General features: G+C 43.0%; 14 protein-coding genes. All 14 read right to left on the bottom strand.

Translation table 11 applies throughout. The features are described 5' to 3' along the window. Positions 1–184 (bottom strand): hypothetical protein (locus AC1DYB_RS27940; protein WP_477439886.1); only part of this gene is annotated, 184 nt, incomplete at its 3' end. 313 nt (positions 185–497) lie between these two features. Beyond that, positions 498–2,762, bottom strand: a complete 2,265-nt coding sequence (locus AC1DYB_RS27935) for a glycoside hydrolase family 3 N-terminal domain-containing protein (protein WP_477439884.1) — start codon at positions 2,760–2,762, stop codon at positions 498–500. Positions 2,763–3,061: 299 nt separating this feature from the next. Further along, positions 3,062–4,318, bottom strand: coding sequence for a glycoside hydrolase family 99 protein (locus AC1DYB_RS27930; RefSeq protein ID WP_477439882.1), 1,257 nt, complete (start codon positions 4,316–4,318; stop codon positions 3,062–3,064). A gap of 39 nt (positions 4,319–4,357) precedes the next feature. After that, the gene (locus AC1DYB_RS27925; protein ID WP_477439880.1) at positions 4,358–6,604 is read right to left on the bottom strand and encodes a GH92 family glycosyl hydrolase; all 2,247 of its coding nucleotides are present in this window, start codon (positions 6,602–6,604) and stop codon (positions 4,358–4,360) included. A gap of 103 nt (positions 6,605–6,707) precedes the next feature. Beyond that, the gene (locus AC1DYB_RS27920; protein ID WP_477439878.1) at positions 6,708–9,266 is read right to left on the bottom strand and encodes a galactose oxidase; all 2,559 of its coding nucleotides are present in this window, start codon (positions 9,264–9,266) and stop codon (positions 6,708–6,710) included. Positions 9,267–9,567: 301 nt separating this feature from the next. Then, on the bottom strand, positions 9,568–11,715 hold the full coding sequence (locus tag AC1DYB_RS27915; RefSeq protein ID WP_477439876.1) for a DUF5703 domain-containing protein: 2,148 nt from the start codon (positions 11,713–11,715) through the stop codon (positions 9,568–9,570). A gap of 596 nt (positions 11,716–12,311) precedes the next feature. Beyond that, a complete protein-coding gene (locus AC1DYB_RS27910) occupies positions 12,312–13,085 on the bottom strand; it encodes a 3-keto-disaccharide hydrolase (protein ID WP_477439874.1) in 774 nt (257 codons plus the stop codon). 161 nt (positions 13,086–13,246) lie between these two features. Beyond that, entirely contained in the window at positions 13,247–15,214 is a 1,968-nt protein-coding gene (locus tag AC1DYB_RS27905) for a c-type cytochrome (protein WP_477439872.1), read from the bottom strand. Between the two features lie 12 nt (positions 15,215–15,226). Then, a complete protein-coding gene (locus AC1DYB_RS27900) occupies positions 15,227–17,056 on the bottom strand; it encodes a 3-keto-alpha-glucoside-1,2-lyase-like domain-containing protein (protein WP_477439870.1) in 1,830 nt (609 codons plus the stop codon). A gap of 232 nt (positions 17,057–17,288) precedes the next feature. Further along, entirely contained in the window at positions 17,289–18,827 is a 1,539-nt protein-coding gene (locus AC1DYB_RS27895) for a glycoside hydrolase family 32 protein (RefSeq protein ID WP_477439868.1), read from the bottom strand. A gap of 14 nt (positions 18,828–18,841) precedes the next feature. Next, positions 18,842–20,371, bottom strand: a complete 1,530-nt coding sequence (locus AC1DYB_RS27890) for a glycoside hydrolase family 32 protein (RefSeq protein WP_477439866.1) — start codon at positions 20,369–20,371, stop codon at positions 18,842–18,844. Between the two features lie 128 nt (positions 20,372–20,499). After that, a complete protein-coding gene (locus AC1DYB_RS27885) occupies positions 20,500–22,206 on the bottom strand; it encodes a RagB/SusD family nutrient uptake outer membrane protein (RefSeq protein WP_477439864.1) in 1,707 nt (568 codons plus the stop codon). A 10-nt stretch (positions 22,207–22,216) separates the two neighbouring features. Further along, positions 22,217–25,357: a SusC/RagA family TonB-linked outer membrane protein gene (locus AC1DYB_RS27880; protein ID WP_477439862.1), complete on the bottom strand. Its 3,141-nt coding sequence runs from the start codon at positions 25,355–25,357 to the stop codon at positions 22,217–22,219. Between the two features lie 39 nt (positions 25,358–25,396). Further along, positions 25,397–26,311, bottom strand: coding sequence for a carbohydrate kinase family protein (locus tag AC1DYB_RS27875; protein WP_477439860.1), 915 nt, complete (start codon positions 26,309–26,311; stop codon positions 25,397–25,399). Positions 26,312–26,318 lie beyond the last annotated feature (7 nt).

Raw genomic sequence — 26,318 nt, 5'->3', positions numbered from 1 at the left:
GCTTAAAACGGTTATAATACTTTAAAAAACTTCTCGGATCGGTATCATGAGCTGAATAGAAATCTTTGGCAAACCTAAAAATAGTATGTTCACCACGCTTTACCTGTTCATATTCACCGATTAAAAAACGGTACTTGCTCAGGTAATTTCGCTTTAAGGTAAGATCGTTGTTTATGTTCCGCATAACTTTTAGCTTTATTAGTTAAAGCTAATTCTGTTACCGAATTATCTGACCTTTACAATCCCACATAGGCAAATCGAATAGTTAGGTTATACACTTTTCTGTTCGCTCTGTAGAGCAAAGAGATTGCTTCGTACCAATGACGGTCGGTTTAAATGGTTAAATTAAAACAAATGTGCCCGTATCTCACCCCGGGCACATAGGTTATCAAATACCTGATAACATCAACTAAATCCCGGTTACTCTCATTTATACCAGGATACTTTTATCATCTGCACATTTGAAATCTGAAATCTGCACATTTGATCCCCGCACATCAATAAACTATAAAACTCCCCCTCGCCCGGATATCTTCCGATGAACTGCCCACCATTATTTTAAACTCGCCGGGTTCAACAACCTGTTTCATTTGCCTGTTCCAAAGCATCAGTTCCTTGTTAGCCAGTTTAAAATGCACGGTGCCGCTTTCGCCCGGTTTCAGGGAGATGCGTTTAAAGCCCTTTAATGATTTTACGGGTGTAGTAACACTTGCAATAACATCGCGCAGGTAAAGCTGTACAACCTCGGCACCTTCAACCTTGCCGGTATTTTTTATGCTGACACTTACATTTACCGAACCATTAATCGGGATACGCGCCTGGCTGATATGCAAATCTGAATATTGAAAAGTAGTATAACTTAACCCATGCCCAAAAGGGAACAAGGCCGAAGTATCCTGATCAACATATACGTGCCTTGAGGTTGGCTTATGGTTATAATAATAAGGCAACTGCCCTACCGACCGTGGAAATGTCATTGGCAACTTGCCTGATGGGTTGATTTTCCCCAGTAAAACATCAGCTATGGCCAGCCCGCCGGTTTCGCCCAAAAACCACGACTCAACAATGGCCGGGATTTTTTTGGCTACCCAATTGATACATAAAGGCCGCCCGTTAAAAAGCACAACTACTGTGGGCTTGCCTGTTTTATAAATAGCTTCTATCAACCTCGATTGCTGATGATTCAGATCCAGATTGGAGCGATCTTTTCCCTCGCCCACTTCGTTAATATCTTCTCCCAAAACAACTATGGCAACATCGGCAGCGTTAACCGTGCTAATTGCTTTCTGCAGATTTTCGGCTTGCCCCACAGCCGAGGTATCAGCCGGTGAATAACCGGGCTCATATTTAATATCCAAACTATTACCTGCCCTTTGCTTCAAAGCGTTAATAATGGCAACACCCTTACCATCCTTATTGGCATATCCGCCCAAATAAGTACTGGCAGCCAACGGCCCAATAACTGCAATGGAATGCACGTTAGCACCAAGCGGCAACACCGAATTTTCATTTTTCAACAAGCTGATGCCTTCCTGTGCAGCCTGCAATGCTACTGCCCGGCTGGCCTCCGTATGGTTCACTTTTTGAAGTAATGCCTCATCTATATACGGGTTATCAAACAAACCCAACATAAATTTAACCCTCAATACGTTGGATACCGCCCGGTTAAGGCTGGCTATGGCCAATTGCTTACTGGTTAAAGCCTTTGTCATCGCATCCATAAACTGCTGATGCGGAAAATCATAAAACTGCATATCCAGCCCGGCAGTAAAAGTTTGCGCCAGTGCATCGGCCGGGTCTGTAGCTACCTGGTGACTATTCAAAGACATCTTGATGGCCCCAAGATCCGACAGTACGAAACCTTTAAAGCCCCATTCTTTGCGCAAAACATCCTGCAGTAACCAGCGGTTATCCACACAAGGGATACCGTCTATTTCGCTGTAAGCAGCCATTATACCTAAAGCCCCACCCTCTTTAACCGCTTTTTCAAACACATATAAAAATGATGAACGGGCTTCTCTCTCACCCATATTTACGGGTGCCATATTGCTACCCGCTTCGGGTACGCCATGTACGGCAAAGTGCTTGGGCTCTGCTACAACCGCATCCGGGTTGCTTAATTTATTGCCTTGCATGCCTTTTACCATAGCCACGCCATTGGCCGCGGCCAGGTATGGATCTTCCCCATAAGTTTCTTCAACCCTTCCCCAGCGCGGATCGCGCGGCAGGCAAAGTACAGGCCCCAATATCATATTAACACCATGCGCTCGTACCTCGGTAGCAATGATGCGCCCGGCCTTGTGTACCATGGCAGTATCCCATGCACCGGCCAGCGCCATCGGCGTAGGGAAGGTAGTGCTGCCCAGGCTTTCATAGCCATGCAACCCTTCTTCAATGAATAATACAGGGATGCCCAGCCTTGTTTTCTCCAGTGCATGCCGCTGAATCTGGTTGGTAACAGCCGCGGTTAATGGATAAAGATCATGCACCGAGCCGATGCCTTGTGTACCGATATTAATTTTAGCGCTATCAGAAACTGATTCGGCCTCGTGTCCTTTCATGTTGGCAACCTCGTGGCCCCAATACATATCCAGCTGTCTGATTTTTTCGGCGATAGTCATCCTGCTGAGCAGATCCGCTACGCGTTTTTCAACCGATAATTTAGCATCCTTGTAAGGAAGTTTTACCGGTTGATCCGGATTATTAAATGAACAAAAAGTCATCGTTAAAAGAGCCAAAATTGAGGCGTTCTTTTTCTTCATACTTTATAATGTGATAAGATTAATATTTGAATACAATCGATTGGCTTACCTAACAAGCAGGTTAGTTACTTGGTTTATACTTCGGCTAAGCTATGTGTGGACAACTAATAAGTAATTAATAAAGCATTAACAAGAGCTGAATTTTGAGATCTTGCCGATTTTATGAAGAATAATTTTCAAAATTCCACCTAACTTGTCTGCATTTTTTCAAACACGCAACACGCAACACGCAACACGCAACACGCAACACGCAACACGCAACACGCAACACGCAACACGCAACACGCAACACGCAACACCTACTTACCAACCGGCAACGGCACATTCTCCTGCAAAGGCACCTGATGCCTGAGCATTTTAGCAGCATAACCGGTTAGGTACAGGTAATAATCGTTGGGCACATCATCCTCATACTTAACAAAGGTGCTTAAGCCAACCGGTGGATTTTTTGATGCTTTCAGGATGGCAGTGCCTTCATCAACCTCATCAAACATAGCTACGTACAGCATGTCGGCACCGCTTTTTATGGCGCCGTTAATCTGTTTCCAGTAAAAGCGGCCCCGGTTGCGGGGGATTTGGTTTTGAGGACTACGCGGATTCATATTATGCCAGCTAAAGCCGGGAAAAACGGTGGGTACATACTCCACCTTATTGGCTTTGCACCAGGCAATATCATCAACAATCCGCGCCTCAAATTTGGGGTACGAATCTTCATTAAATCTGCCCACAAACCAGGGATGAACAATATCAACCTTCCGCAGCAGATTGTGCAGTTGAGAATCATTCTCTGTATCGTTTCCAAAATCGCGCCAGTAGGTTGGTACACCCAATAAAACAGCGCATCCACCATAAACAGGGTCGTTCTTTAAAAAATCAATGATCCTTTCAGCTTCTGCAAGGCCATATTTGCGGTTATCGTTAAAGCCAACTCCCCATACAGCAATAAGTGGTTTGCCGTTATGATACAGCCAGGTTTGGTTATTGCCACGGTTGGTTAATTTCATACTATCAACCAAATGCTTCCAGTCTTTAATAACCAATGAATCGCCACCGGCGCCCATTCCCGAAAGATCATACATTACCGAAATTGCCCGGTGGTATTTTTCAGAAAATTTAAGCGCGTTACCCAAAACCACATCGTTGTGGTTACGCCCCCTGCCCCGTTGCACATCGCCAATAAAGCGTTGTACAAATACACCATCAACGCCATATTGCTGCATCCATTTAAAATGTGTTTCAATAGATGATGCATCATAGGAGCTATAGAGGTAAGCGTCACTTCCATCGGCCAGCTTAAAGGGCGATTTATAGGTCTTTTTATATTCGCTCACATCGGGCCATACATCAATATTGGTAAAGCCCGGCTCAAACTTACCATGCGATGTATAATGATTCCAACCCCGGCCACCGCCATCTTCAGGCGCATTGAACCAGCCCTGGTAGCCGGCCATCACCAGCCCCTTGTAACTTTTAAATGCCGACGTTTTGCTGTGCTTTTGACCGTAAGCAACAGCGCATAGCAATAGCAGCAAGATGCTAAAAACTTGTTTTTTCATCAGGAGAAAATTTAATATGTTTTGTTTTTATTGGTTAAATCAGATGCCCCAGCTTTTATTTGGTTTTGGCCCCATCTCCAGTTCGAGGGTACCTCCGGAGGTTAATTGTTCATGTGTAAACCAGGGTTTATTTAAAACTTTGCCATTAAACTTTGCGCTTTGGATATACTTGTTGATCACCGAGCAATTATTGGCTATCATTTTAAACTGTTTACCATTTGATAAATTGATAGTAACCTTGCTAAAAACAGGGCTACCAATGGTGTACACCGGCTTGCCCGGCGTAATAGGATAAAAGCCCATAGAGGAGAACACCACAAAGGCCGACATACCGCCGCCATCCTCATCACCGGGGATACCGAAAATGTTATCCTTATACCATACATCAAGCAGGAAACGGATACGCTTTTGGGTTTTCCATGGAGCACCGGCGTAGTTATACAGGTACGGGATATGGAAACTTGGCTCGTTACCCATAGAGTACTGGCCAACTAAACCCGTTGCATCCGGAAATTTAGCCCAAAATTGGTATTTACTCCTATCTAAGCTCTCGCGAAATGTTTGATCAAGTTTAGCCTGAAAGTTATCGTTGCCACCCATTAAATTAATAAGGCCGGGTATATCATGCTGCACCTGCCACAGGTAAGTCCAGCCGTTGTTTTCATCATAAAAATCACGTCCGCCAAGGCCACCGTCAAATTTAGGGTCGATATTAATCCAGTTGCCATCCTTATCTTTAGGGATAAACATCTTTTTATCATCGTTCCACAGGTTTTTATAGTTTAATGCACGTTTGGCAAAAGTGGCCTCATCGTTTGTCTTTTTCAATTCAGTTGCCAGCTGGCCAACTGCCCAATCATCATAACTGCCACCAAGGGTTACGGCAACAGCCTGTCTTTTCTCAAACGAATGAACCAGGCTCACAGTTTCCTTTTCGCCTTTTTGCAGGGCCGGAAAAAATCCTTTGTCATAATAAAAATCATCCAGCTCGCATTTAGGGCCGTTTTCCCATGGCAGCATGGTAGCCTGTGTTGCATTTTTTACAATGCCTTCATATGCTTTTCCTACATCAAAGCCACGAATGCCCTTGCGGTAATCATCCAGGAACATCACGGTAGAGTGGAAACCATTCATGCAGGGGTTATCGCCAAACAATACCGGGAAGGTAGGCATCCAGCCGCTTTGCTGGTACATGTTCACGTAGGAGTTCAACATATCAGATTCCATGGCGGGGTTTAGTATGCTTCTTAGCGGGTGCAATGCCAGGTAGGTATCCCAAACCCAATCATCTACATAAAAAGGCCTGTTACTGTCATGCACCTTTTTATCATACCCGCTGTAATAATGCCCATCCTCGTTAATATTTACCATACGCTCATTACTGCGGTAAAGCGCTGTATAAAACGACCGGCGTTGTGCCACGGTACCACCCTCAATATTGATCTGGTTCACCACTTTTGCCCAGGCGCTTTTGGCCGATGCTTCCAACTTTGCAAAATCAACGCCGGTAAACTCATCCTTAAAATTCTGTTTAGCCTGCTCAGGACTTACGTAGGATATGGCATATTTAAATTCAATATGATCAGGAGCATCAGCCGCAAATGTGATAAATGACCGGGCCCCCTTACCCTCTACCGATGGCTGGTTAGTTAAAGCGCCATCCTTAATTATCCCTGCAGTTCCTTTAGTGCTAAACTGCCCGTAAACGTAAATTTTAATATCGTCATGATAAATTTCTGTACCGGTAAGCTCGTTACCATCTGTAAAGTTCCAGGTTGCAGTTCCCTCATTATAAACATTAAACAGCATACTTTTGGCGGCAGTTTTAGCAGGAAAGGTAAACCTGTACTCGCCAACCTTTTTGCCGGGTGTAAACTCCACAGTAATACCCTTATCAATAAGATAAGTGGAATAGTACCACGGCCGCGTAACTTCCAGGTCATGATCATAAGTCATTTTCTGGTTCCATGATTCAATAGTGAGTGGTTGATTATCGGGCTTTATGGCAAAAACCTCGCCCAACCTATGCGAAACCATGTTGAGCGGGAAGCTTGAAATCTGGTCATCAATATAATCGGCCCTTTTAGGGTACATCCTGATCATTTGATTGGGCAGGTGCATAGTTGGCCGGGTGGGCTCCAATAATTGCCCCACGTTGCCTATCCTTGGGTCAATATACACTAAATTGCCATCGGTGTTTTGCGCGTAGCTTGTACCGGCAGCTGCCATACTGCATAAAGCGCATAAAACAACCGGTTTTAATAAACGGGAAAAATGGTTAACCATCTGCAAAAATTTATAATTGGTTTATAGCCCAAAATTGTTCATAAAGCTTAATGAACTATTAATATTTGATTAATTGGGGAAGAAAAAAACCATTGTAACAGATTTATTCAAGAATTGAATGAAAATCACGATCAAAAGCTTCACCATAAATAACTTTATACTCTTTATTAAAGTTCTCGAAAGTATTTTTTGCAAGCGAGTGTTTGCCAATGTGCGCAAGGGCCTTGCACTTTAATATCATGGCCTCCTCGTTTACCGGATCGAAATAGAAAATATCGTTGGCCAGCTTTATCAAAAACTCAGGATCATCAGCTATCTGAACGCTGTTTGCAAATTGTATATAGGAATCAATGATCTCGTTAGATACTTCGGATTTAAAAGCATCAAGCCATTCGTATTCAATGTTCGATAAAAAATTACCTCTCTGGGTGATATGGGTAAGCTGAATTATCTTTTGTTTGTTAAGCTTGGTTTTGTTGGATACAATGTTGAGGTAATTGTGATAATCAACCAGGATGTTGCTATAATCAATCGCTATTTTCCAGTAACCGGTATCTTTTGATAAATGGCAATGCCCCATTTTATCCAACAACGATTTAAGCTTGGCAATATTTACCGACCGGTTATTACGGGCGCTTTTTTCTGATTTATCAAACCAAAGTATCTCATTCAGCTTTTCGGAGCTTACTCCTCTATCCAGTTTTACCGAGTAGAGCAAAATAACCAGGAACAACTCTTTTAGCAAGGGTGTAAAATACTTGGTGATCTCGTTTCCGTCCGGCGTAAAAAGCTGCAGATCGCCAAATAAAAATATGGCGTTACTGTTGTTGTTATTCCGGGTGTGATCGTCTGGAGCAATTATTATTTCCGGCTCAGGTTGATGAACGGTAACGGGCTGTTCTTCCACACTCTTGGATATCATCGCTGGTATTGCTGAAGCTTTTTTACGACGACGGCTGATCACAACCACCAAAGCTAAACCCAAACCAGCCACACAAACACCTCCTATCCATAGAAGATAGCTACGATTAATCTCTATTACCTTATCGGCCAATGGCTCGGGCGGACTTAAAAGCGAATAGATCTTGATTCGTGTTCTATCGTTTTCTCTAAAAAGGGTTACAGCCAAAAACTTACCGCTGTGCGCAAAATAACACAGATCGGCATAAGCGTGGATATCATGAAAAAGAAAGGGAATAGTATCGCCCACCATGTGGTAGCTTGCCTTATCTAAAGATCCTTCTATGAGTTGAAGACTTGAATTAAATTTGTGCTGCGGAAAAATAAGCCCATAGTATGACCTGTTTTTTTCGTTAACGACGAGGGAATTGGCAAATACAAAATCCTCATTTTTAACATCGATGCTAAACAGTTTTTTAAAGGATTTATCTTTAACAGAAAAGCGCATCATATCATACAAATTGCGCGGGTTTACTATCTGCTGCCCGGATGCACTCCCATAACCGCCAATTACGTAAGCCGTATCGCCGGTTGCATTGGTGCCCAGCCCGGCCAGGTAACGGGGGGTAAACGTATCGCCCTTAACCTTTACTTTTTGCCAGGTATTGGTGATCACATTATATCGTTTAACACTATCCTTATATATCAGCTGCCCATAGCCGCCAATAGTATATACAGAGCTATCTGATTTACTGTAAAACTTATTCAGGTGCCCGTTATTGGTTGCCAGGTTTTTGAAACCTTTGTTCCATTTGCCAGCTTTAAAATCATAGGTAGCAATAGCCATTTGATCTATGTACAAATAGTACAACTTATCGTTACCAAAAACGGCTTGGTCGCCGGGTACCAGCATTTGCCTGCCCGATTGGTAAGCCGTACTTTTTAGCTGCGGTGTTTTATTAACAGAAAAAGTAACCAGCGAATCTTGGGAGATAATGTGAACGGCTTCATTTGCGGCATCAAAGGCCAGGCTGGCATCGCCCGGTACCGTAAATTCCTTTTCCATTTGCCAGTTACGATGACGGGCCTTAATCCATAATGGGTTTGTTATTGTCCCGTTATTTTGGTTCACTGTTTCATTAGCAACACAGCCATCCCATTCATTAAGCGGCCAATTAGATAACAGTTTACCGCTTTGCGATACATTTACGTCCCTTAATTTTATAGGCGGAAGATCGGTTGTTTGATACTGGCGGTAGGCATTAGCACCAAAAAGCAATTTGTAGTTTCTGCTTGGCTTCAGATGAACACCCAATTCAGAAAATGATTCGCGGCCCGAGAACACGGTGATCTTATCATTCTTATAATCTATCAATAGCCGCAGTTTGTTCCAGTGCTCAAATAATAGTTTATCATCAATATTAAAGGAGATCTTGGAAAGCCGTTCGCCTATGATGATTTTAAAGTGCCGGGTATTTGCTTGGTTATCATATACCAGGTCGATATTTTGCTTATTATCGTCAACTATTCTTAATATATACCCAAAATAAATTTCACGATTGGGGATGAAAGACAGATCAAATGAAACTTCAAGGTTATCTTTTGGGGCAACATTACTCAGGCTAAGGTCTAAAGTGGTGCGTTTATCCTGTACTACTTCGTGACTATAAAACCCCAGCCCATACGATTGCGCATTGGCTGGCAATATGAATAGGATATTTAATAAAATAACCGTTATAGTTCCCGATAAAAAAAATCTCATGTTGAATAAGTACACATTAAGTATTGAAACTTAAGTACCCGGCGTATAGTTTAATAATTCAGGTTATAAAAACATGTAATATGTTTGGGTTACATGTGTTATGCTGGCTAAATTACAATAAAAACTATACACATTCAAGGAATATAACTTTATATAAAGTAACAATGCAGTGAAGGCCGGCCCAAAGTAACTGGTATAAATTTAACAAATATTAATACCAATTTACCACAAACATTAAGTGCCTTAACCTTTTGCTCAAACAAAAGCATGTTTCCGATGGGTCGACCCCCTCATCGGCTTATTAATGTTTCGACATATCAACCACATCGGCCATCCGGCTTTGGGGGATAACTTTCAGGTTAACAAGCTTTCCGTTTTCAACCCTCCCTTCTACCGTTGTGTTATAAGGCGCATTAAGTTTAAAATCAGCGTCCCAACCTTTGGGCCACGCAGGCAAAAGCATTATCTTTTTACCATCAACCTGCATCAGCATCAATTGCAGGCCGTTTTCTCCGTTACCGCCGTTATCTTCATCGGGCATGTAATCATTGGCTTTATCCCAAAAGGCCGGAAATTTAAGTTGAGGATCTTTACGGGTAAGCGCAAAACTCACATAGTCCTTGGCCACATCGGCATCGCCTATCATGGCAGCCTGTATGGGGTCCTGAACCCAGCAACCCTTCGAACGCTGTTTACGTGCATTAAATGTATTTACAGCAATATCCAAACCGGGCTTGCCTAAACCATAAATACGAAACGGGTATATGGCATATAATTCGGGATTTTCACTGTTGAAAGATTTTGCGGTTTGTGGGCCGGTGTAGGGCAAAAGCAAAGTTTTACCATTATCATTTACTGTGGGCAAAGCAGGCAGCTCATCATAAAACTTTTGCCATTGTGAACGTGTTTTATCATCTACAATACCGGCAGGTAGTTTTATCAAACGGCTAAGTACGGCATGTAAACCTGCAATATCGGGTGCGGGGTTATGCACTTTCCAAAACATTTCTATAGCGTTATCGGGATCAAGCAAAAGCTTCCCGGTGCTATCCCGGCCAAAATGCTGGTCAAAAAACTGTAGTCCGGCGGTGGCAATGGGCAATAAGGTTTTTTTAGCAAACGCGGCGTCACCGGTGTATTCATAATAATCAAGCATCATCATGCTTAATTCCAATATGGGTGTAAAGTAATGATTGGTATAATTGGCCTTTACATCGGGTCCCATGAAATTCAGTCCGCCCCAAAAAGGTGAGGTTTCTGCAAAATAAGCCCCGGCATGATGGTAATATTGCTGAACCTGGGCAGCATTGGCTGGCAAAATATTGGCATACATCCCAAATAACGGCAGCATCATATCAAAATCACCAGCCATAAGCCTTGGCCAGTACATAGCCCTGCTATTTTGAAACCAATATTGACCGCCCCAGGCACGGAAATCGGCATTTTCATTTTTGGCAGAGTTATCCACCACAAAAATAGACCCGTTGAATTTTATAGGATAAGCCCCCCTACCGGCGCATGCAGTAACAAAGCGCTGCAAAATGTAGCCCTGCGTAACATGATCGGCTTGCTCATCTCCCCGTACAAATACCCAACTGCGCTGCCAAAATTGCCGCCACCATTGCTGATGAGCCAGCCGTGTTTGTTTGAGTTTTAATTTTTCAATTTGGCTTACTTTATTTTGAAGTTTTGATAGCCATTGATCACCACTTTCGGCAACCGACGTTAATGGATAAATAGAGATCAATTGTGAAGAACTTGCCTTGCCCGACTGCAAGGTTGCATCATCCTTATTCACCAGGCCCTTACCTTTAATAATGGCTCCAAAAGTAACATTAGCTAAATGAGGATCGGCAGTTGCCGCGTTATGGTGATACCAGGCTATGCGCCCCTTTTGATTTGTTAAAACGGTATCCGTTAAACCCGAGCGCCAGTTTTCGAGTTTTACGCTTACTGTTCCGGGGGATGCACTATGGGTTTCCACCCTGATCACGGGGTTATTGGCATCAACCCAAACCCTGAGGTTAACCGCGGATGCACCCTCCCCTTCCTGTATCAATATTTCGCCTGTTTTTAGTTGGAGTACCTGTTTAAAAACCGAACCATTAGCTAAAGGATTGGGATTTACAGATACCCTGACAGCTCCAAGCTTCATCAGCACGCCGCCCTGTTTCATCCACTCATCTTTTTGAGCAGCCAATTCGCCGCCCCATGCATCCGTTTTGCTGATGTAGAAAACCAGGTCGCCATTTTTCTCAACCCATAAATTCAGGCCAATATCACCATTACCCAAAGGCATGGATTGCGCCGAACCGGGGCCGGGCGTATCCCAAAGAACATTATATTTATCAAGCAAGGTATCCCCCGGGGCTTTTGGTTTGGCAAAAACGGTGGTGGCAATAATTAAACACAGGAAAACATTAATCAGTACAAAAGGCTTTCTATTCATTTTTATTTAGGTAGATAATTATCCGAAGCATGAAACAATACGTCAGCAATTAACCACGAGCGTTTATACTGTAGTATTTAAACAGCAAAGGAATAAACAGAACTTTATAATGCAGCTTACCCGGTTAATTGATGGTACAAATAAACATCCGCAGCTTAATAAACCATTAAAAATTGATTAACCGAATAACTCTTTAAATGAAATAAGTTTTTTTATAAAGCACCGTAACCTTAGAAGCTCTTTAAAAATAGAGAAAAAGATCGTCATTGCGAGTCGTAAAATCTGGTGGCCTAGGAAGGAGAAAATGACGTAACAAAAATGGCTGTCATCCTGAGCCTGTCGAAGGATAGTGGGCAAAGGCCTCTCCGCGCGAGTCTTCGACAGGCTCAGACTGACAGGCCCACACGCCTCAAAATCCAATACGTCATGGGTAACGATAGTGAAGGATCTATTCGCCGCTATACTTCTTCGCCCTGTACAGTTTGCAAATAGATCCTTCGTTCCTCAGGATGACAAACCTTTTTAACGTCATTTCCCCTTCCTAGGCCACCGGATTGTACCACTCGACGGTCAGTTTTTTTATTTTCAGACAGCCCTTATAGCTCCCTTACCCAAATATTCCGGTAGCTTATCGGCTCACTTTTGTCGCCATGGGCTTGCAATTTAATAGGTTCGGCGCCGTGTTTACGGTATTCGGGCTGGCCTATGTATGGGGTATCTCCTTTTAATGCGGTATTATTTTGAACCAGTACCCCGTTGTGCAACACCGTGGCCCGCGCCGCTGATTTTAGGGTACCATCCTCATTGAAGCGGGGCGCCGTCCATATCACATCATAATATTGCCATTCACCAGGCTTGCGGCAGGCATTCACTAATGGTGGCGATTGTTTATATAAACTGCCTACCTGGCCGTTAACATAAGTTGGGTTGTTATAGTTGTCCAACACCTGCAATTCGTATCCACCGGCTCCCCAGGGCAGGGCTGCCAGGAAAATACCGCTGTTACCGCGTGCCTGGCTTTTACCTGTAATATTTGACGGGATCCTGTACTCAATATGAAGCTGAAAATCCATGAATTTCCGTTTGGTTTGGATATCGCCTGCGGTTTTATCTACCGTAATTGCTTTATCGGCAACTTTCCATTTATGTGCAGACGTGGAATCATTAGTGGCTACCCATTCATCCAGGTTTTTACCATCAAATAAAATAATGGCATCAGATGGTGCCTCGCCCATGTTTCTGGCCGGGGTTACTATAGCCGGTACAGGAGTCCAGTATTCAGTATCTTCTGGTTTGGCGGAGGTTTGCTGCGCATGAGCTGTTATTGCCGAACCGGCCAATAAAGCCGCAAATATTACAAAGTGTTTCATTTTTCAGATTGGTTTTAAATAAGAGTCAAGAATCAAGATACAATTATCTTATTCTTGCACACAATATATTAAGACCCGCCTTGCAGTCTTTTTCTTGATTCTTGACTCTTAATTCTTGATTCTCAACTCTTAATTCTTGACTTCTTAATTCTTGATTCTTTTTATTTCGCCAGTGATTTTATCCAAAGGGCAATTTTGCGGGCATCCTCTTTAGGTACCTGCGGCATTGGTGGCATTGGTGTTGAATAATCGGGCCAATGTTCAGGCTTCGGATTGTGGATCAACTGCACCAATTCATTTACGCTGTATTTTCTTTTTGCTACATCTATATAAGCCGGACCAACCTGGCGTTTATTGGCATTATGGCATGATAGGCACGTATTTTTCAGTAACAGTGGTTTTACTTCATCATAAGTTGGCACTGCATTAGCAACCGCCAAAACCTTTGCACCGGTTCCTTTCTTAGCTCCGGGTTTTGCCGTTGCCAATGCTGCAACATTCACTTTTTTGGATGAGTTGATTGTGCTGACTTCCGCAATGGATAGTTTTTGCCCTTCGGGGATATTATTCAGGGTATAATATGCTGTGGGATGAATCAGGTTAAAATAATTCTCTTTATCGCGGATGCCATCAAGGGTAATGGTGTGGATATAATATTTGCGCAAATTATTGACGATCAATCTCGCCCTTAAACCATCATCTGATACTTTAACTCCAACTATTGGGCATTTTTCGGTATTTACCGGGGGACTACCATACACGCCGTGGTATTTATAAATATAACTCTCTACCGAGTATGATGCTATATCTTCAGCAACCTTCTTATCTACCGGTTTGGTAAATTCAATTTCAAATCCATCGGGCATGGCACGGATGGCCCTCATTTCAAACGGGATTTTATTGTTCCATACCAAACGCTGCAAGCCCATGGTAGCCTCGCCCGCAGAGCCCCAGCCACGGTTGGTTTCGCCTGCTGCCAGCGAACCATCTGGCAACCAGGCCAGTCTTACAATACCCGATTGAAAACCACTCCGGAAAGCCCATGCGGCTCCCTGGTATTCGCCATTAACTTTTTCCAGGAAAATTCTGTCAACCATGCTTTGTCCCTGATCGCATACCAATAACTGGCCTGCAAACGGACCGAAAGCGCCTTCAGGAATCTTTACAATTTCAGAATTGGAAATTCCAAGGATGCCATGCGGCAGCCAAACAACGGGCAATTGCAATTCCGGGATTTCTTTTTTTGCCTCAAACTCGGTTTTAAACTTTTCGTTAACAATATTCTGTGGTTTAAACGGCTGCCCATCTTTATCAAATTCAATCCTCGGGTTGTTTTTGGCAAAAAATTGCTCGGACGTAAGTTTTAATGGCGAGTTTGGCAAATTAGTCCATACCAAACTTGATGGATGCCCCATAAAAGCGCCTTTTTTAACCTGCATAATACTGCCCGATCCAACCCAGTCGCCCTGGTTGTCGGTATACCACAATTCTCCATCAATCATGCTGATACCGCATGGCGAGCGCATTCCGGCAGCCCATGGGGTAACCGTTCCATCTTCTTTAATATTTAAGGTCCATCCCCTGTATGGTACAAAACTTTTAGGGTGCCACCAATCCGGCGGGAAACCAAGGTTCAGGGTAACAAAGAAAGATCCATCGGGCGCTATCTTAGGGCCAAAGCTGTATTCATGATAATTGCCAGATAAAGGCCAGGCATAAATGGTTTCAAAAACATCGGCCTTACCATCCATATTGGTATCAACCAGTTTGGTAAGCTCGCCACGTTGTACTACATACAAAGCCCCATCTTTCCAGGCTGCACCCAAAACCTCATGCAGGCCAGATGCAAACTTGCGAAAGAACGGATGCTGACTGGTAGGGTTCTCTACCATAAAAATATCGCCCCGGCGCGTGGTTACCGCAAGTGTTCCGTTGGGTAAAGTACACAAACCGCCTACTTCCAAAATGGTGCCCTCGGGTGCGGGCACTTTCATAATTTTAAAAAAATCATCCTCCTTCGGCGATTCTGCCTGGGCATATGTTTTTTGTGTAAAGTTTAAAAGAGCAGCAATTATCAGTGTAGTAAATAATGTGGCCCTGTTTATCATTTGTTTTAGTGTGTAATTCATGATGAAGGCTACTTAAAAGATAATGGAATAGGTTAATTTTTTCTGGATCGGGATGATAAGCTCCTGCTTACCCCCCGCCTCGCGAATAATGGGTTTGACTCCTCCAGCGTCATCTATGCGGATATAGTAGGATTTGTTATCAACCGTATATAAGCCATTACCAAGGTCCTCAACACTATCGCCAGTAACAAGGTGTGCAAATAAACCATCAATTGGGTTTTGCAAAGTTATTTCGCGGTGAATGCCCTGCCCCTTGTCCATAACGGTACTGGCATCGTTCACTACTGAACCATAAATGATATACCTGAAAGCCGGCTGATCATTGGCATTTAAAATATATCCTTTAGGCTTATAACCTGTACCAGCGGTATCGGGCGCCCAGGCAGCCTGCGCGTTAGCCAGCTTTTCAATTGCAGGCACCGGTTTGCCCAAATACAGAACAGAGCCGGCGGGCCGCGATGAGCCATCGCCGCGTTCATGCCACATAGGGGTCGCATCTAAGAATCCGCCGCGCCATACTTCAACTATCATTCCTTTATCCAGGTCATAAGTATAATGCACCTGTTCCGCACTGCCCACGTTCACGCCATGCGTAACCCTGATACCGCCCGGCAGATCAGAGAAACTGCGCAAAATGGTATTTGAAGGAGCATTGATCAGGATTGGATCAATAGGATCATTTGAACTTACATTGGCATCGCTCAACAAATATTCGCGGATGCCGGGGCCGGCTACTGTAAGCCCTAAAGAAGGCTTAGCCCAGTCAGCAGTTTTTGAATAAAAAAGCTCGAAATTATGGTCGCCGGGTTGCAATTGAATTTTGCCCGTCCCCCTGTTATCAGCCTGGGGTACAGCATCGGCACCATTAATGTGTAAAGAACCTTTGCCGCCGGGTACACTTAGTTTAAATTCATATTCACCGGCTTCAGCAATCTTCATGTTGCCCGTGTAACGGATCAAAAAGTCGTTGGTTAATTTACCCTGGTTTGATGACAAAATTGTTGAGCTGCCTTCCGCGTCGGGTTTCAGCTTTTTGTAATCAGCTTCGGTAAGTGAGCCGCCTTTGTATACCTGGTATTTTAAGTTTGATAACACCGGATGCGATTTATCAAAACTTGTTATATTAATGTTTTTGAAAGCTACCGCGCCATGATCGACCTGGATGCGTAAAGGGCCGGCAATGTTTTCCTTACTATCGATAGCTCCGCGGGTTGGGCCTGCAAGCTCCACATTATCCTGTATTAAAACACCGTTCAGCCAAACATATATTATTTTTGCGTTTGATATCTTTTGTCCACCTGCGCCAAAGCGCGGTGCCTGGAACGAGATCTTCATATGTTGCCACAAACCGGGTGCCCTGCTGGCATTTTGCCTTGGCGCATGTCCATCATAACCTTGCTGCCCATCTGGTTTGCTATCATCCCAGCGTTCATAGATGCCGCCGTTATCGCCCGATTTGGGGTTAACTACTCCCCAACTATCCAATAACTGAATTTCATACCGCCCCTCAAGATATATCCCTGAGTTTGATCCTTTGGCCATCAGGTAATCCAACTCAATATCCACATCACCATAATTAGCTTTGGTAAACAGGTCCTTTGCACCTTTTTTGCCGGGCAGGTTAACCAGGATACCTGTACCATTCTTAACGGTTAAAATCTCATCCTGCAAAAGATCGGCCTGCACGTTGGTTGCCAGCTTCCAGTTTGATGATGGATCCTGAAAAAAAGACAAATCATTAAGTGATACCTTATTTTGCGCCATGAGGTTTTGAAAACCCAGCACACAAACAAGTAACACCAAAAACCTTTTACGGCTAAAGTTTACAGGAGGGTACTTCATACAATACATTTGATTTAAATTATAATATGGTTTATGTAGTTTAAAGCGAAGAAGCTTTACGATGGCAATTTAGTAAAATTACGCAATCGATTACGAATATTATTTTAACAATAGTTAATCTAAAATTAGCCGGCAAAACCAGGTATTAAAAAAGGCGTCCCCTTTTAACGGGAACGCCTTGTAATCGACTAAATATCAGAATAAATCAGGAATTGAAAAGTTAGTTACCTGGCTATAACTTAGGCAGGTTATTGCTTAAATCCCACATTTTTAAACTTTTGATCAATGTTTTTCCTTCAGCAAATATGGCTACGCCGGTAGCATCATTATCCGGGTAGATCATGGTGGAGATTACCCGTTCACCGCCATTACCAAAAACTTCCAATGATGATCTGTCAAGTAATACCTGTATCCTTACTATACCATTCACCGGCTTTAAAGGTGCTGTTTGAATCAAATTCCTGGAATCTTTATTCCCGGTTTCTGAACCGGTACAATCTACAAACAGTTCCTGTTTGGCGGCATCGTAACCTACTATTACCTTTTTTGATGTCCCCTTTTTTTCGGTTAAAACAAAGCCGGTTTTATGGGAGGTATTCACCTTAAATTCCGCGTCAATCCAGTTGGAATTACTGCTAAAGCGTCCATCTGCAGAAAGTTCAATGTTGCCATCAACAGTCATGTTTTTTTTAGTAAGAACGCTCTTTGCATGCTTTGAAAGCGATCTGCTAATTATCTCAGATGGCGACTGGATCAGCCTTAAACCTTCGCCGGTAGTTTTTAACGACAGATCATGCGGGATAGACATCTGCCCTTTCCATGGAAAGGTTTCTTTCCTGCCGTTTTGCAGCCAACCTAAAAGCACCTTTTTATTTTCGGGTGCATCGCGCCAGGCTATTGCGGCATAAAAGGCATCTCCGTAATCAACGGTCAATACTTTATTAGCATCGTTGTTGTTCTTGAAACTTATGCCGTCAAAGTCGCCAACATAGTATTGCATTAGCGGGCCATGCTCTCCTCCTGATGACACAAAAAGCACCCATTTTATGTTGGATGCATTACCATCAACCACCAAAGGCAGCAGCGATGGGCATTCCCAACCGTTTTTTGTATAACCTGCAGGACCAAAATCACTCAGTTTTGTCCATTGTTTTAAATTTTTTGAACCATAGATCCTTACCATATGCTCATCAACCATGGCTACCGTCATGATCCATTGTTTAGTTGGCTCATGCCAAAAAACATTGGGGTCGCGAAAATCCCTCATGTTAAGATCAATCACCGGGTTACCGGCATATTGGGTATAGGTTAAACCACCGTCATTACTGTAAGCAATAAATTGTGATTCTTTTTTTTGCTTAGGCTGATCGGCAGTAAAAATGGCTACAATAGGTGCCTTGCCATTTTTGCCAAAACCGCTTGTATTGTTTTTATCCAGCACCGCCGAGCCTGAATAGATCCAGGTGGTGGTATCCTTTGTCATTATTTCGGGTATTGCAACCGGCAGGTTATTCCAATGTACCAGATCGTTACTGGTGGCGTGCCCCCAGCTCATGTGCCCCCATTTATTTTCGGATGGGTTATGCTGATAGTATAAATTATAAGCGCCATTCAGGAATATTAAACCATTGGGGTCATTAGTCCAGTTTTTGGGCGGGGTAAAATGATAGGCAGGCCGCCATTGCGGGGTTGGCACATCCTGGGCAAATGCCGTACGGCTTACAGCAACAACAAAAAGGCAGGTTATTATAACGCTGTTAATAAATTTCATAGGGTAGATGGATTTTATTTATTCCAGATAGATTTTAAAGGCGTAATTTTAATGCTTTTTATATTCAGTTTCTCATTTGCTGTTATTGCCAGATCGGTAAAATCTCCGTTAGGGAAATAAACAGCTGTCATGGTGGTTAATCCCCCATCTGCAAATACCTCAACCGATGCCTTATCAACTACAATAGTAATATCTGAATTTTTAGCAGCCGTAAATCTTGGCGCTTTAGCTTGCCCTGCAAAATCCTTTTGAAAATCAACCTTCCCGGATTTTGTACGATCAATAAAGTATTGATCTTTTGCTTCATCATAACCTATCAGGAGTTCTTCGCTTTTTTTGTTTGATAGTTTAATGGTGTAGCCCTTTAATTGCGCCATACTCAATTTTAATACATACTGGCTTTTGAAGCCCGCTATCTTTGATGACAGATCAAGCGTTTTATTAACCGATAGGTTGTTTAAAGCTAAACTCTTTACATTTATATTAGCCAGTTCAGGAACTGGTGTTGATGCAATTACGATGCCTTGCTTGCTTTGCTTTAATTGCAGATCGCGCGGAACTGTCATGGCGTTGCGCCATTTTTCGGTTGGTACCTGGTTGGCATATTCCCAGTTACTCATCCAGCCTAAAAATATTTTGCGGCTGCCAGTGTTTCCCCAGGTTATGCCGGCATACTCATCCGGGCCGTAATCCAGCCAGCGGGTTTGGGTATCCATTGGTGTAAACTTGCTGCCGTTATAGCTGCCTATAAAATATTGCGTGGCCGATCCTCCGTTTGGCCCTCCGGGATTAATGTTTACAATCAATACCCAGTAAGTTTTGCCATTCAGCTTTAAAGGGAACAGGTCAGGGCATTCCCATACCCCGCCATGCGCTCCCTCTCTTAAACCAAACTCACTCTCCTTCTTCCAGTTTTTCAGATCAGACGCTGAGTAAAAAGTGATATGATCTTTGGTAGCCAAAGTCATTACCCATTTTTTTTCTTTTGCATACCACATTACTTTAGGATCACGAAAATCCTTGATACCTGGATTTTTCAATACCGGGTTGCCCTTGTACTTCGTCCAGGTGTTTCCTTCATCCAGGCTATAAGCAATACTTTGGTTCTGATAATTATCTTTACCGGCTTTCTCCCCCTTAGGGTCGTGATGCGTAAAGATAGCTACCATGGGAATCTTTCCCTTTTTGCCAAAACCCGAAGTGTTGTTAGAATCAACTACGGCGCTGCCAGAGAATATATAGCCCAAACTATCGGGATATAAAGCTATCGGTAACTCTTTCCAGTGGATGAGGTCTTTACTTACCGCATGCCCCCAGTGCATTGGGCCCCAAACAATATCCTTAGGGTAATACTGGAAAAAAAGATGGTAAGTGTGGTTAAAGTAAACCATCCCATTGGGATCATTTACCCAATGCGCCTTTGGCGAAAAATGTAACTGCGGGCGGTACTGCTCGGTATAAGGTTTTGGCAAATCCTGAGCTTTACAAATACATGTTACTGTAATAAAAGCAATCAGCATTAATATGCCACATTTTGTTTTCATAATTTAAGCTATTAACAGGTTATATTATTTGGCAGGGCATTCAAGAAACTTAAATAAATATATCATAAATAACAGGCATCCCGGCTCAATTTATTAAGCCGGGTGCCCGTTAATTTTATATAACAATTTTAATAACCAGGGTTTTGTTTATATAAACCGTTGGTAAATGTAATTTCTGATTGTGGAATTGGCAGGTACTCATCTCTCCCGGCAGTAAACTTAGCCGTTGCTAAAAATGGCCTTCTAACTTTTTCAATGTTAATATAGTCGTTTAAAGTTTTTTCTGCAATTCCCCATCTCACTAAATCAAAGAAACGTGCCCCTTCGGTTGCAAACTCCAGGCGCCTTTCCCATTGTAATGCTTTACGTGCATAATCCTGATTCCAGTTTGCTATACTATAGGGCTTTACATTATAGGTTGACGGAAAAGTGCCGTCCAACTTTTTAAGCCGCCCTGTACTTGCCGCGGCACGGTTGCGTATCTGGTTAATGAGTGGCAAAGCGCTTGCCTGCTGCCCCAGTTCAATATAGGCTTCGGCCTGCATCAGGAGTACGTCATCGTACCTGATGATATCATAATTTTTTGCCGACCCCATAAACGGACCAAGCTTAAAGTATGATGAGCTGGTAGCCAATTGCTGGTTGCGCATGGTATGGAAATTCCCATAAACACCAGGATCACGTACCCAGCTGTTGCTGAATGGCTTTGTGTTATCATATTTGTACGGGTGGCCATCGATACCAACGGTGTGATCTAATCGGGGGTCCACAGTAACTTTTGTTAAATCGGCTATACTACTGTTAAAGGTATCAAAATTGGGTAAACCATTTACATCAGTTGTATGCGCGTTTACTAAGTTTTGACTTGCAGCATGAAATCCGCAGCAGCCGTATTGTGGTGCCCCATGCGGATAATTTAATCCATCCTCAAAATTCATACGGCCGGCAGTAGTGCCGTCATTAATGGTAAACTGTATCGCGAATACAGATTCAGGGCCGTTTTCAGTTTCTGGTAAAAAATCATCAGCAATATCACTGCTTAATGAGTATTTACCCGATGCGATAACGGCCTGTGTAAGATCAACCACCTGCTGCAGCCTTGTTTTGTTGATATTGGTTACATGATGCTTATCATCCTGCTCATAGGCTTGGTATAAACGCAGTTTAGCTAAATAAGCCTGGGCGTTTAATTTATTGGCCCGCGCCAGCTGGGTTTGGGTAGTTGGCAAATTATCAATGGCATATTGAAAATCGGCTGCAATCTTATTCCATGCATCCTCATTTGGTAACGTGTTTGAAACTTTCAGGATATCATCCGCAGTCGCGTTTTCGTCAAAAATTGGGATATTTTTATAAAGTAGCTTCATAGTAAAATAACTATGGGCGCGTAAAAACCTCAATTCTGCCAAACGTATTTTTTTGTTAGGGTAATCGGTTTCAGATAAAGAATTAACCGCTCTTAGCGCGACATTTGCCCTCGAAATAGATTTGAACAAATTTTTCCAGGTGCGTGAAACAAAGGCATCCATAGATGGGGTTACCAGGTTGTAATGCTCCAAAGCATCAACTTCGCCTACGTCGCCGGTACCGCCGCCGCCTTTGTAAGCATCATCTGAGCGAACGCTGCCGTATGCCCAGTCGCTGTATATAGGGCCTATCATATCGCCGTTGCCAATAGCGGCATAAGCCGCGGTTATCAATCCCTCTACAGCCGTAGGGGAAGTAAGGTCTGAGGTGGATAAGGCTCCTTTTGGAGTATAGTCCAGTGCTTTTTTACAGGAACTAAGAATGATTAGCCCCGACAAAATTGTTGTTATAAATATTTTCGTTTTCATATCGAATATTTTAAAATGATGCGTTAATACCAAAACTGAAGACCTTAGGGATCGGAACCTGATCAAGGCTCAATCTTTCCGGATCCGGACTTAAATACTGCTTACTCTTAAATGTAAACACGTTCTCAGCCATAGCAAATAGCCGTAGCCTGGTAAAGACCGCTTTCGGTACAATGCTATACCCGATCTGAATATTTCTCACTTTGAAATAAGATGTATTTACAATGAAATAATCGGAAGTTCTGCCTTCATTGTTGTTGTCTTTAAGCGTTAAGGCTGGTACATTCGTGTTGGTATGCTGGGGTGTCCAACCTTCAAATACCCCCGGGCCCACGTTTTCCCGGCTATGCATCAGGTTGTTATAAAAGGTATAAATATCAAATCCTTTTCTCCCTGCAACACCCGATCCAAATATGGATAAATCAAACTTTTTGTAAGTCAGATCAATTCTTGCGCCATATTCCAAAGCTGGTAATGAAGTTCCGATCCATGTCTGATCATAGGTATCAATTTTATTGTCATGATTGATATCCACATAACGAACTCTTCCTGGCCCGGCACCTATTTGAGCGGGCGCTGCGTCCACTTCGGCTTGAGATTGGAAAAGGCCTGCGCTTTTGTAGCCAAAAATGTCAAATTGAGAATGACCAATGATCGTGTTATCTATATTACCAGCATAGGCAGGTCGAACATTTTCAGGCAAAACGGTAATCTTATCCCTGAAGTGCGAAAAGTTTAGGGTTACGTTGTAATTAAAATCACCCGATTGCTGCCCATGATAAGTCACTAAAAACTCCCAGCCTTTATTGGTTTTTGAAGCACCATTAACTGTTTTGCTTTGACCTTCGCCCAAGGCTGATGCAACCGGGGGCGTAATCAATATATCAGATGTTTTTCTTGAGAAATAATCAAATGAACCAGATATTTTATCATTAAACAGGGCAAAATCTAACCCACCATTAATTTCATCTGTAGTTTCCCATTTAAGTGCAGGGTTTGCCGCTTGTGTTTGAACAAATCCGGAAGGTAAAGCTCCGGTATTAGCTCCTGACAAGGAATATGCGGTGCCAACATTCATATATTGTTCCCAAAAGCCGGGCGTCAGTTCGTTCTGGGAAGTGCCATATCGCGAGTAGTAAAGCAAGTAGCGCGACAGATCGCCAATTTCCTGGTTACCAACACGGCCCACACCAAGTCTTGCTTTTAATTCAGAGAAAATGCCGTTATTCTTCATAAAACCTTCCTTATCAATTCTCCATCCCAAAGAAGCTGACGGGAAAATACCATATTGATTATTCGCACCAAACCTGGAAGAGCCATCCCGGCGAATAGTAGCGGATGCTAAATATTTGCCGTCGTAATTATAATCCAGGCGGCCGAATTCAGAAAGCAACTTGTTTCCCAGCGAAGTGCCGGTAACGATTGTTTTTCCTATTCCTGCGTCCAATGTGAAATAATCCTCGGTCTGAAGGGTGTAACCTTCTTTTTTGGTAGTTTGATAATCAGTGAATGTTTTAACGTATTCTGTACCAACTAAAAATTTGAAGTGATTCTTTGCATTCAAATCAAGGTTATACCTGATTGTATTTGACAGCGTAGTGCTTAAGTAATGATTTTGATCAAAAAACAAACTGTTTGTAGTGTTGCTTAAAGCACCTTCAGTAAAAGTTGGTGTAATTACCTTGCTTAAATAGTTGGCATTATCAGCGCCAAAATTAGATTTAATAAATAAATTCTTAATTGGCTGGATTTCCAGGAAAACGTTCCCAAATGTGTTTAAACGGTTGGCGTTATTCCATTTCGCCAGGTCCTGCATGTGCAGGGGGTTGTTCCTGTCAGAGTATCCCGCGCCCGATTCGCCGGCGTAAGTAACACCATCTTTTTGGTATACAGGAATAGTAGGTGCCAGTGTCACTGCCAAAGACGGGGTCGAAGCACCGCCAATGTCCTTAGTTGTAAGCGTTTCATTGGAATTGGTAATTTTTAAATTAACACCAAAAGTTACTTTGCTGTCAAAGGCGCGGGTTACAGCGTTGATACTACCCGTAGTGCGCCCATATTTCGTAAACCTTACCAGGCCGGTATTTTTTATGTTTCCGAAATTAATTTGCAGCGACGAATTTTTGTTACCTACCGAAGCGGTGAAATCATTGTTGTAAACAAATGCGGTTTTGTATAATACGCTTTGCCAATCGGTATCGCCTACGGGGGTATTGGTATTGCCACCTACAAATGGTTTGGCGGTAACACTATTTAAAACCGGGTTGCTATAGTTATTGTTCCAGTCAAAATTATAAATTTCTCCATAGCCTTCGGTAGGGTTTTGCCCGTCATTTACCGAGGCCTGCCATAAGGCTTTGCCCCTGTCAGCGGCGTTCAGCATTTTAAAACGCAATGATTTTTCGGACTGGACAGATGTACTGTTATTAAACTGAAACTGAACTTTGCCATCGGTATTACCACCGTTTTTGGTGGTAACAATGATAACGCCGTTTGATGCCCGAGCTCCGTAAATTGATTCGGCCGATGCGTCTTTCAATACCTGTACCGATGCGATGTTTGAGGGTGATAAATTTTGAAAAACCTCGGGCCTGGTGGTGGGTATTCCATCAATAACATACAAAGGATTGTTATTGCCCAATGTGTTCGCTCCCCTGATCAGGATCCTGCTGGTTGAGCCGTTGGCCGATCCATCTTTTTCGATATACAAACCCGCAACCCTGCCCTGTAAGGCCTGCATGGTATTGCCCGAACTGTTGTTTTTTACCGGTGCTAAATCCACAACTGCAACCGCGCCTGTTAAGTCCTTCTTTCTTTCAGATGTATAACCGGTTACAACCACTTCGTTAAGTGTATTTTCCGCATCTTTAAATACTACATGAAGCACTTTAGTATCAGCGGTGATAGTCATCAGCATCGGCTTTGTGCCCACATATGAAAACCGTAAAGATTGCCCGGTTGCTACAGAGATACTGAACTTTCCGCTGGCATCTGATAATGTTGATTTTTGGGTTTCAACAACCACTATGGTAACGCCATCCATTGGTTTTGATGCGTTATCCAATACAGTCCCGGTAATGATCCGGGATTGTGCATATCCCTTGCTTATTAGCAGTATAAGAAAGGAACAGATAAGTAATAATTTTCTCATTGATTTTGATTTAGTATATTTTGGTTTGCTTTGGTTTATTTAAAACATTTTGTTTTTAAAGTCTTCATACTCTTTGATTTTATAATCCGGACAACCTCCTTTCTTTGTTGCAATAAAGCCGCCCATCGCTATTGCGTTTTTCAATAAATTTTCTGCTGATAGGCCACGGTAGTGACTGGCAATAAATGCCGCTAAAAAGGAGTCGCCGCTGCCAATAGTATCTATTACTTTTACCTCGCGGCCCGCTACATGGTAAGCTTTATCGCCCTTGTAATATGATGCGCCAAACTCACCCTTGGTAACCACAATTTCGGGGATGTTAAAATGATCCCGGATAAATTTGATCTGTTCCGATTCTTTCCCGAATGATCCCCTGAATAATCCCTGCACCATTTCCAGTTCGGCCTGGTTAAACTTTACAATGTCGGCCTTATGAAGCAGCTCATCCAACAAATCGCGACTGATAAAAGGCGGCCTCAGGTTAATATCAAACACCTTGATCGCATCGCTTTCCAACAGTTCAAACAAGGTATTGCGTGATACACTGTTGCGTGACGCCAGGCTGCCATACACCAAATAAGTTGATGGCTTTAGCTGTTTGATGATGTGCTCGCTATCATTAATAAAATCCCAGGCTACCGGGAAAACGATCTCGTACGATACCTCGTTACCATTATTCATGCTGGCAATTACCTGGCTGGTTGGGTGTTCAGTGTCCGTTTGCAGCAAATGTTTAGGTATTCCCCAGCCGTCAAGCAGACTTTCCAGTTTTTGGCCGTTAACATCGTTACCTATTTTGCTTACCAGGCTGGCCGGTACACCCAATTTATTCAGGTGGTACGATACGTTTAGCAAAGCTCCACCAGGTTGCGGGCCATCTGGCAGTACATCCCAAAGAATCTCGCCATAGCAAATGGCCGGGGTTAATGTTTCTGTTTGCGGGTTCATCATCATTCAATTA

Source organism: Mucilaginibacter sp. P2_A4, assembly GCF_056405015.1.
Note: the sequence above shows the minus strand (reverse complement) of the source record. Positions and strands in the feature narration are given on the sequence as shown.

Bases quoted from the DNA above. Each gene is read 5' to 3' on its own strand.
- AC1DYB_RS27885 (WP_477439864.1), bottom strand. From the start codon at position 22,206: ATGAAAACGAAAATATTTATAACAACAATTTTGTCGGGGCTAATCATT.
- AC1DYB_RS27905 (WP_477439872.1), bottom strand. From the start codon at position 15,214: ATGAATTACACACTAAAACAAATGATAAACAGGGCCACATTATTTACT.
- AC1DYB_RS27925 (WP_477439880.1), bottom strand. From the start codon at position 6,604: ATGGTTAACCATTTTTCCCGTTTATTAAAACCGGTTGTTTTATGCGCT.
- AC1DYB_RS27875 (WP_477439860.1), bottom strand. From the start codon at position 26,311: ATGATGATGAACCCGCAAACAGAAACATTAACCCCGGCCATTTGCTAT.
- AC1DYB_RS27935 (WP_477439884.1), bottom strand. From the start codon at position 2,762: ATGAAGAAAAAGAACGCCTCAATTTTGGCTCTTTTAACGATGACTTTT.
- AC1DYB_RS27900 (WP_477439870.1), bottom strand. From the start codon at position 17,056: ATGAAGTACCCTCCTGTAAACTTTAGCCGTAAAAGGTTTTTGGTGTTA.
- AC1DYB_RS27910 (WP_477439874.1), bottom strand. From the start codon at position 13,085: ATGAAACACTTTGTAATATTTGCGGCTTTATTGGCCGGTTCGGCAATA.
- AC1DYB_RS27920 (WP_477439878.1), bottom strand. From the start codon at position 9,266: ATGAGATTTTTTTTATCGGGAACTATAACGGTTATTTTATTAAATATC.
- AC1DYB_RS27880 (WP_477439862.1), bottom strand. From the start codon at position 25,357: ATGAGAAAATTATTACTTATCTGTTCCTTTCTTATACTGCTAATAAGC.
- AC1DYB_RS27890 (WP_477439866.1), bottom strand. From the start codon at position 20,371: ATGAAAACAAAATGTGGCATATTAATGCTGATTGCTTTTATTACAGTA.
- AC1DYB_RS27915 (WP_477439876.1), bottom strand. From the start codon at position 11,715: ATGAATAGAAAGCCTTTTGTACTGATTAATGTTTTCCTGTGTTTAATT.
- AC1DYB_RS27930 (WP_477439882.1), bottom strand. From the start codon at position 4,318: ATGAAAAAACAAGTTTTTAGCATCTTGCTGCTATTGCTATGCGCTGTT.
- AC1DYB_RS27895 (WP_477439868.1), bottom strand. From the start codon at position 18,827: ATGAAATTTATTAACAGCGTTATAATAACCTGCCTTTTTGTTGTTGCT.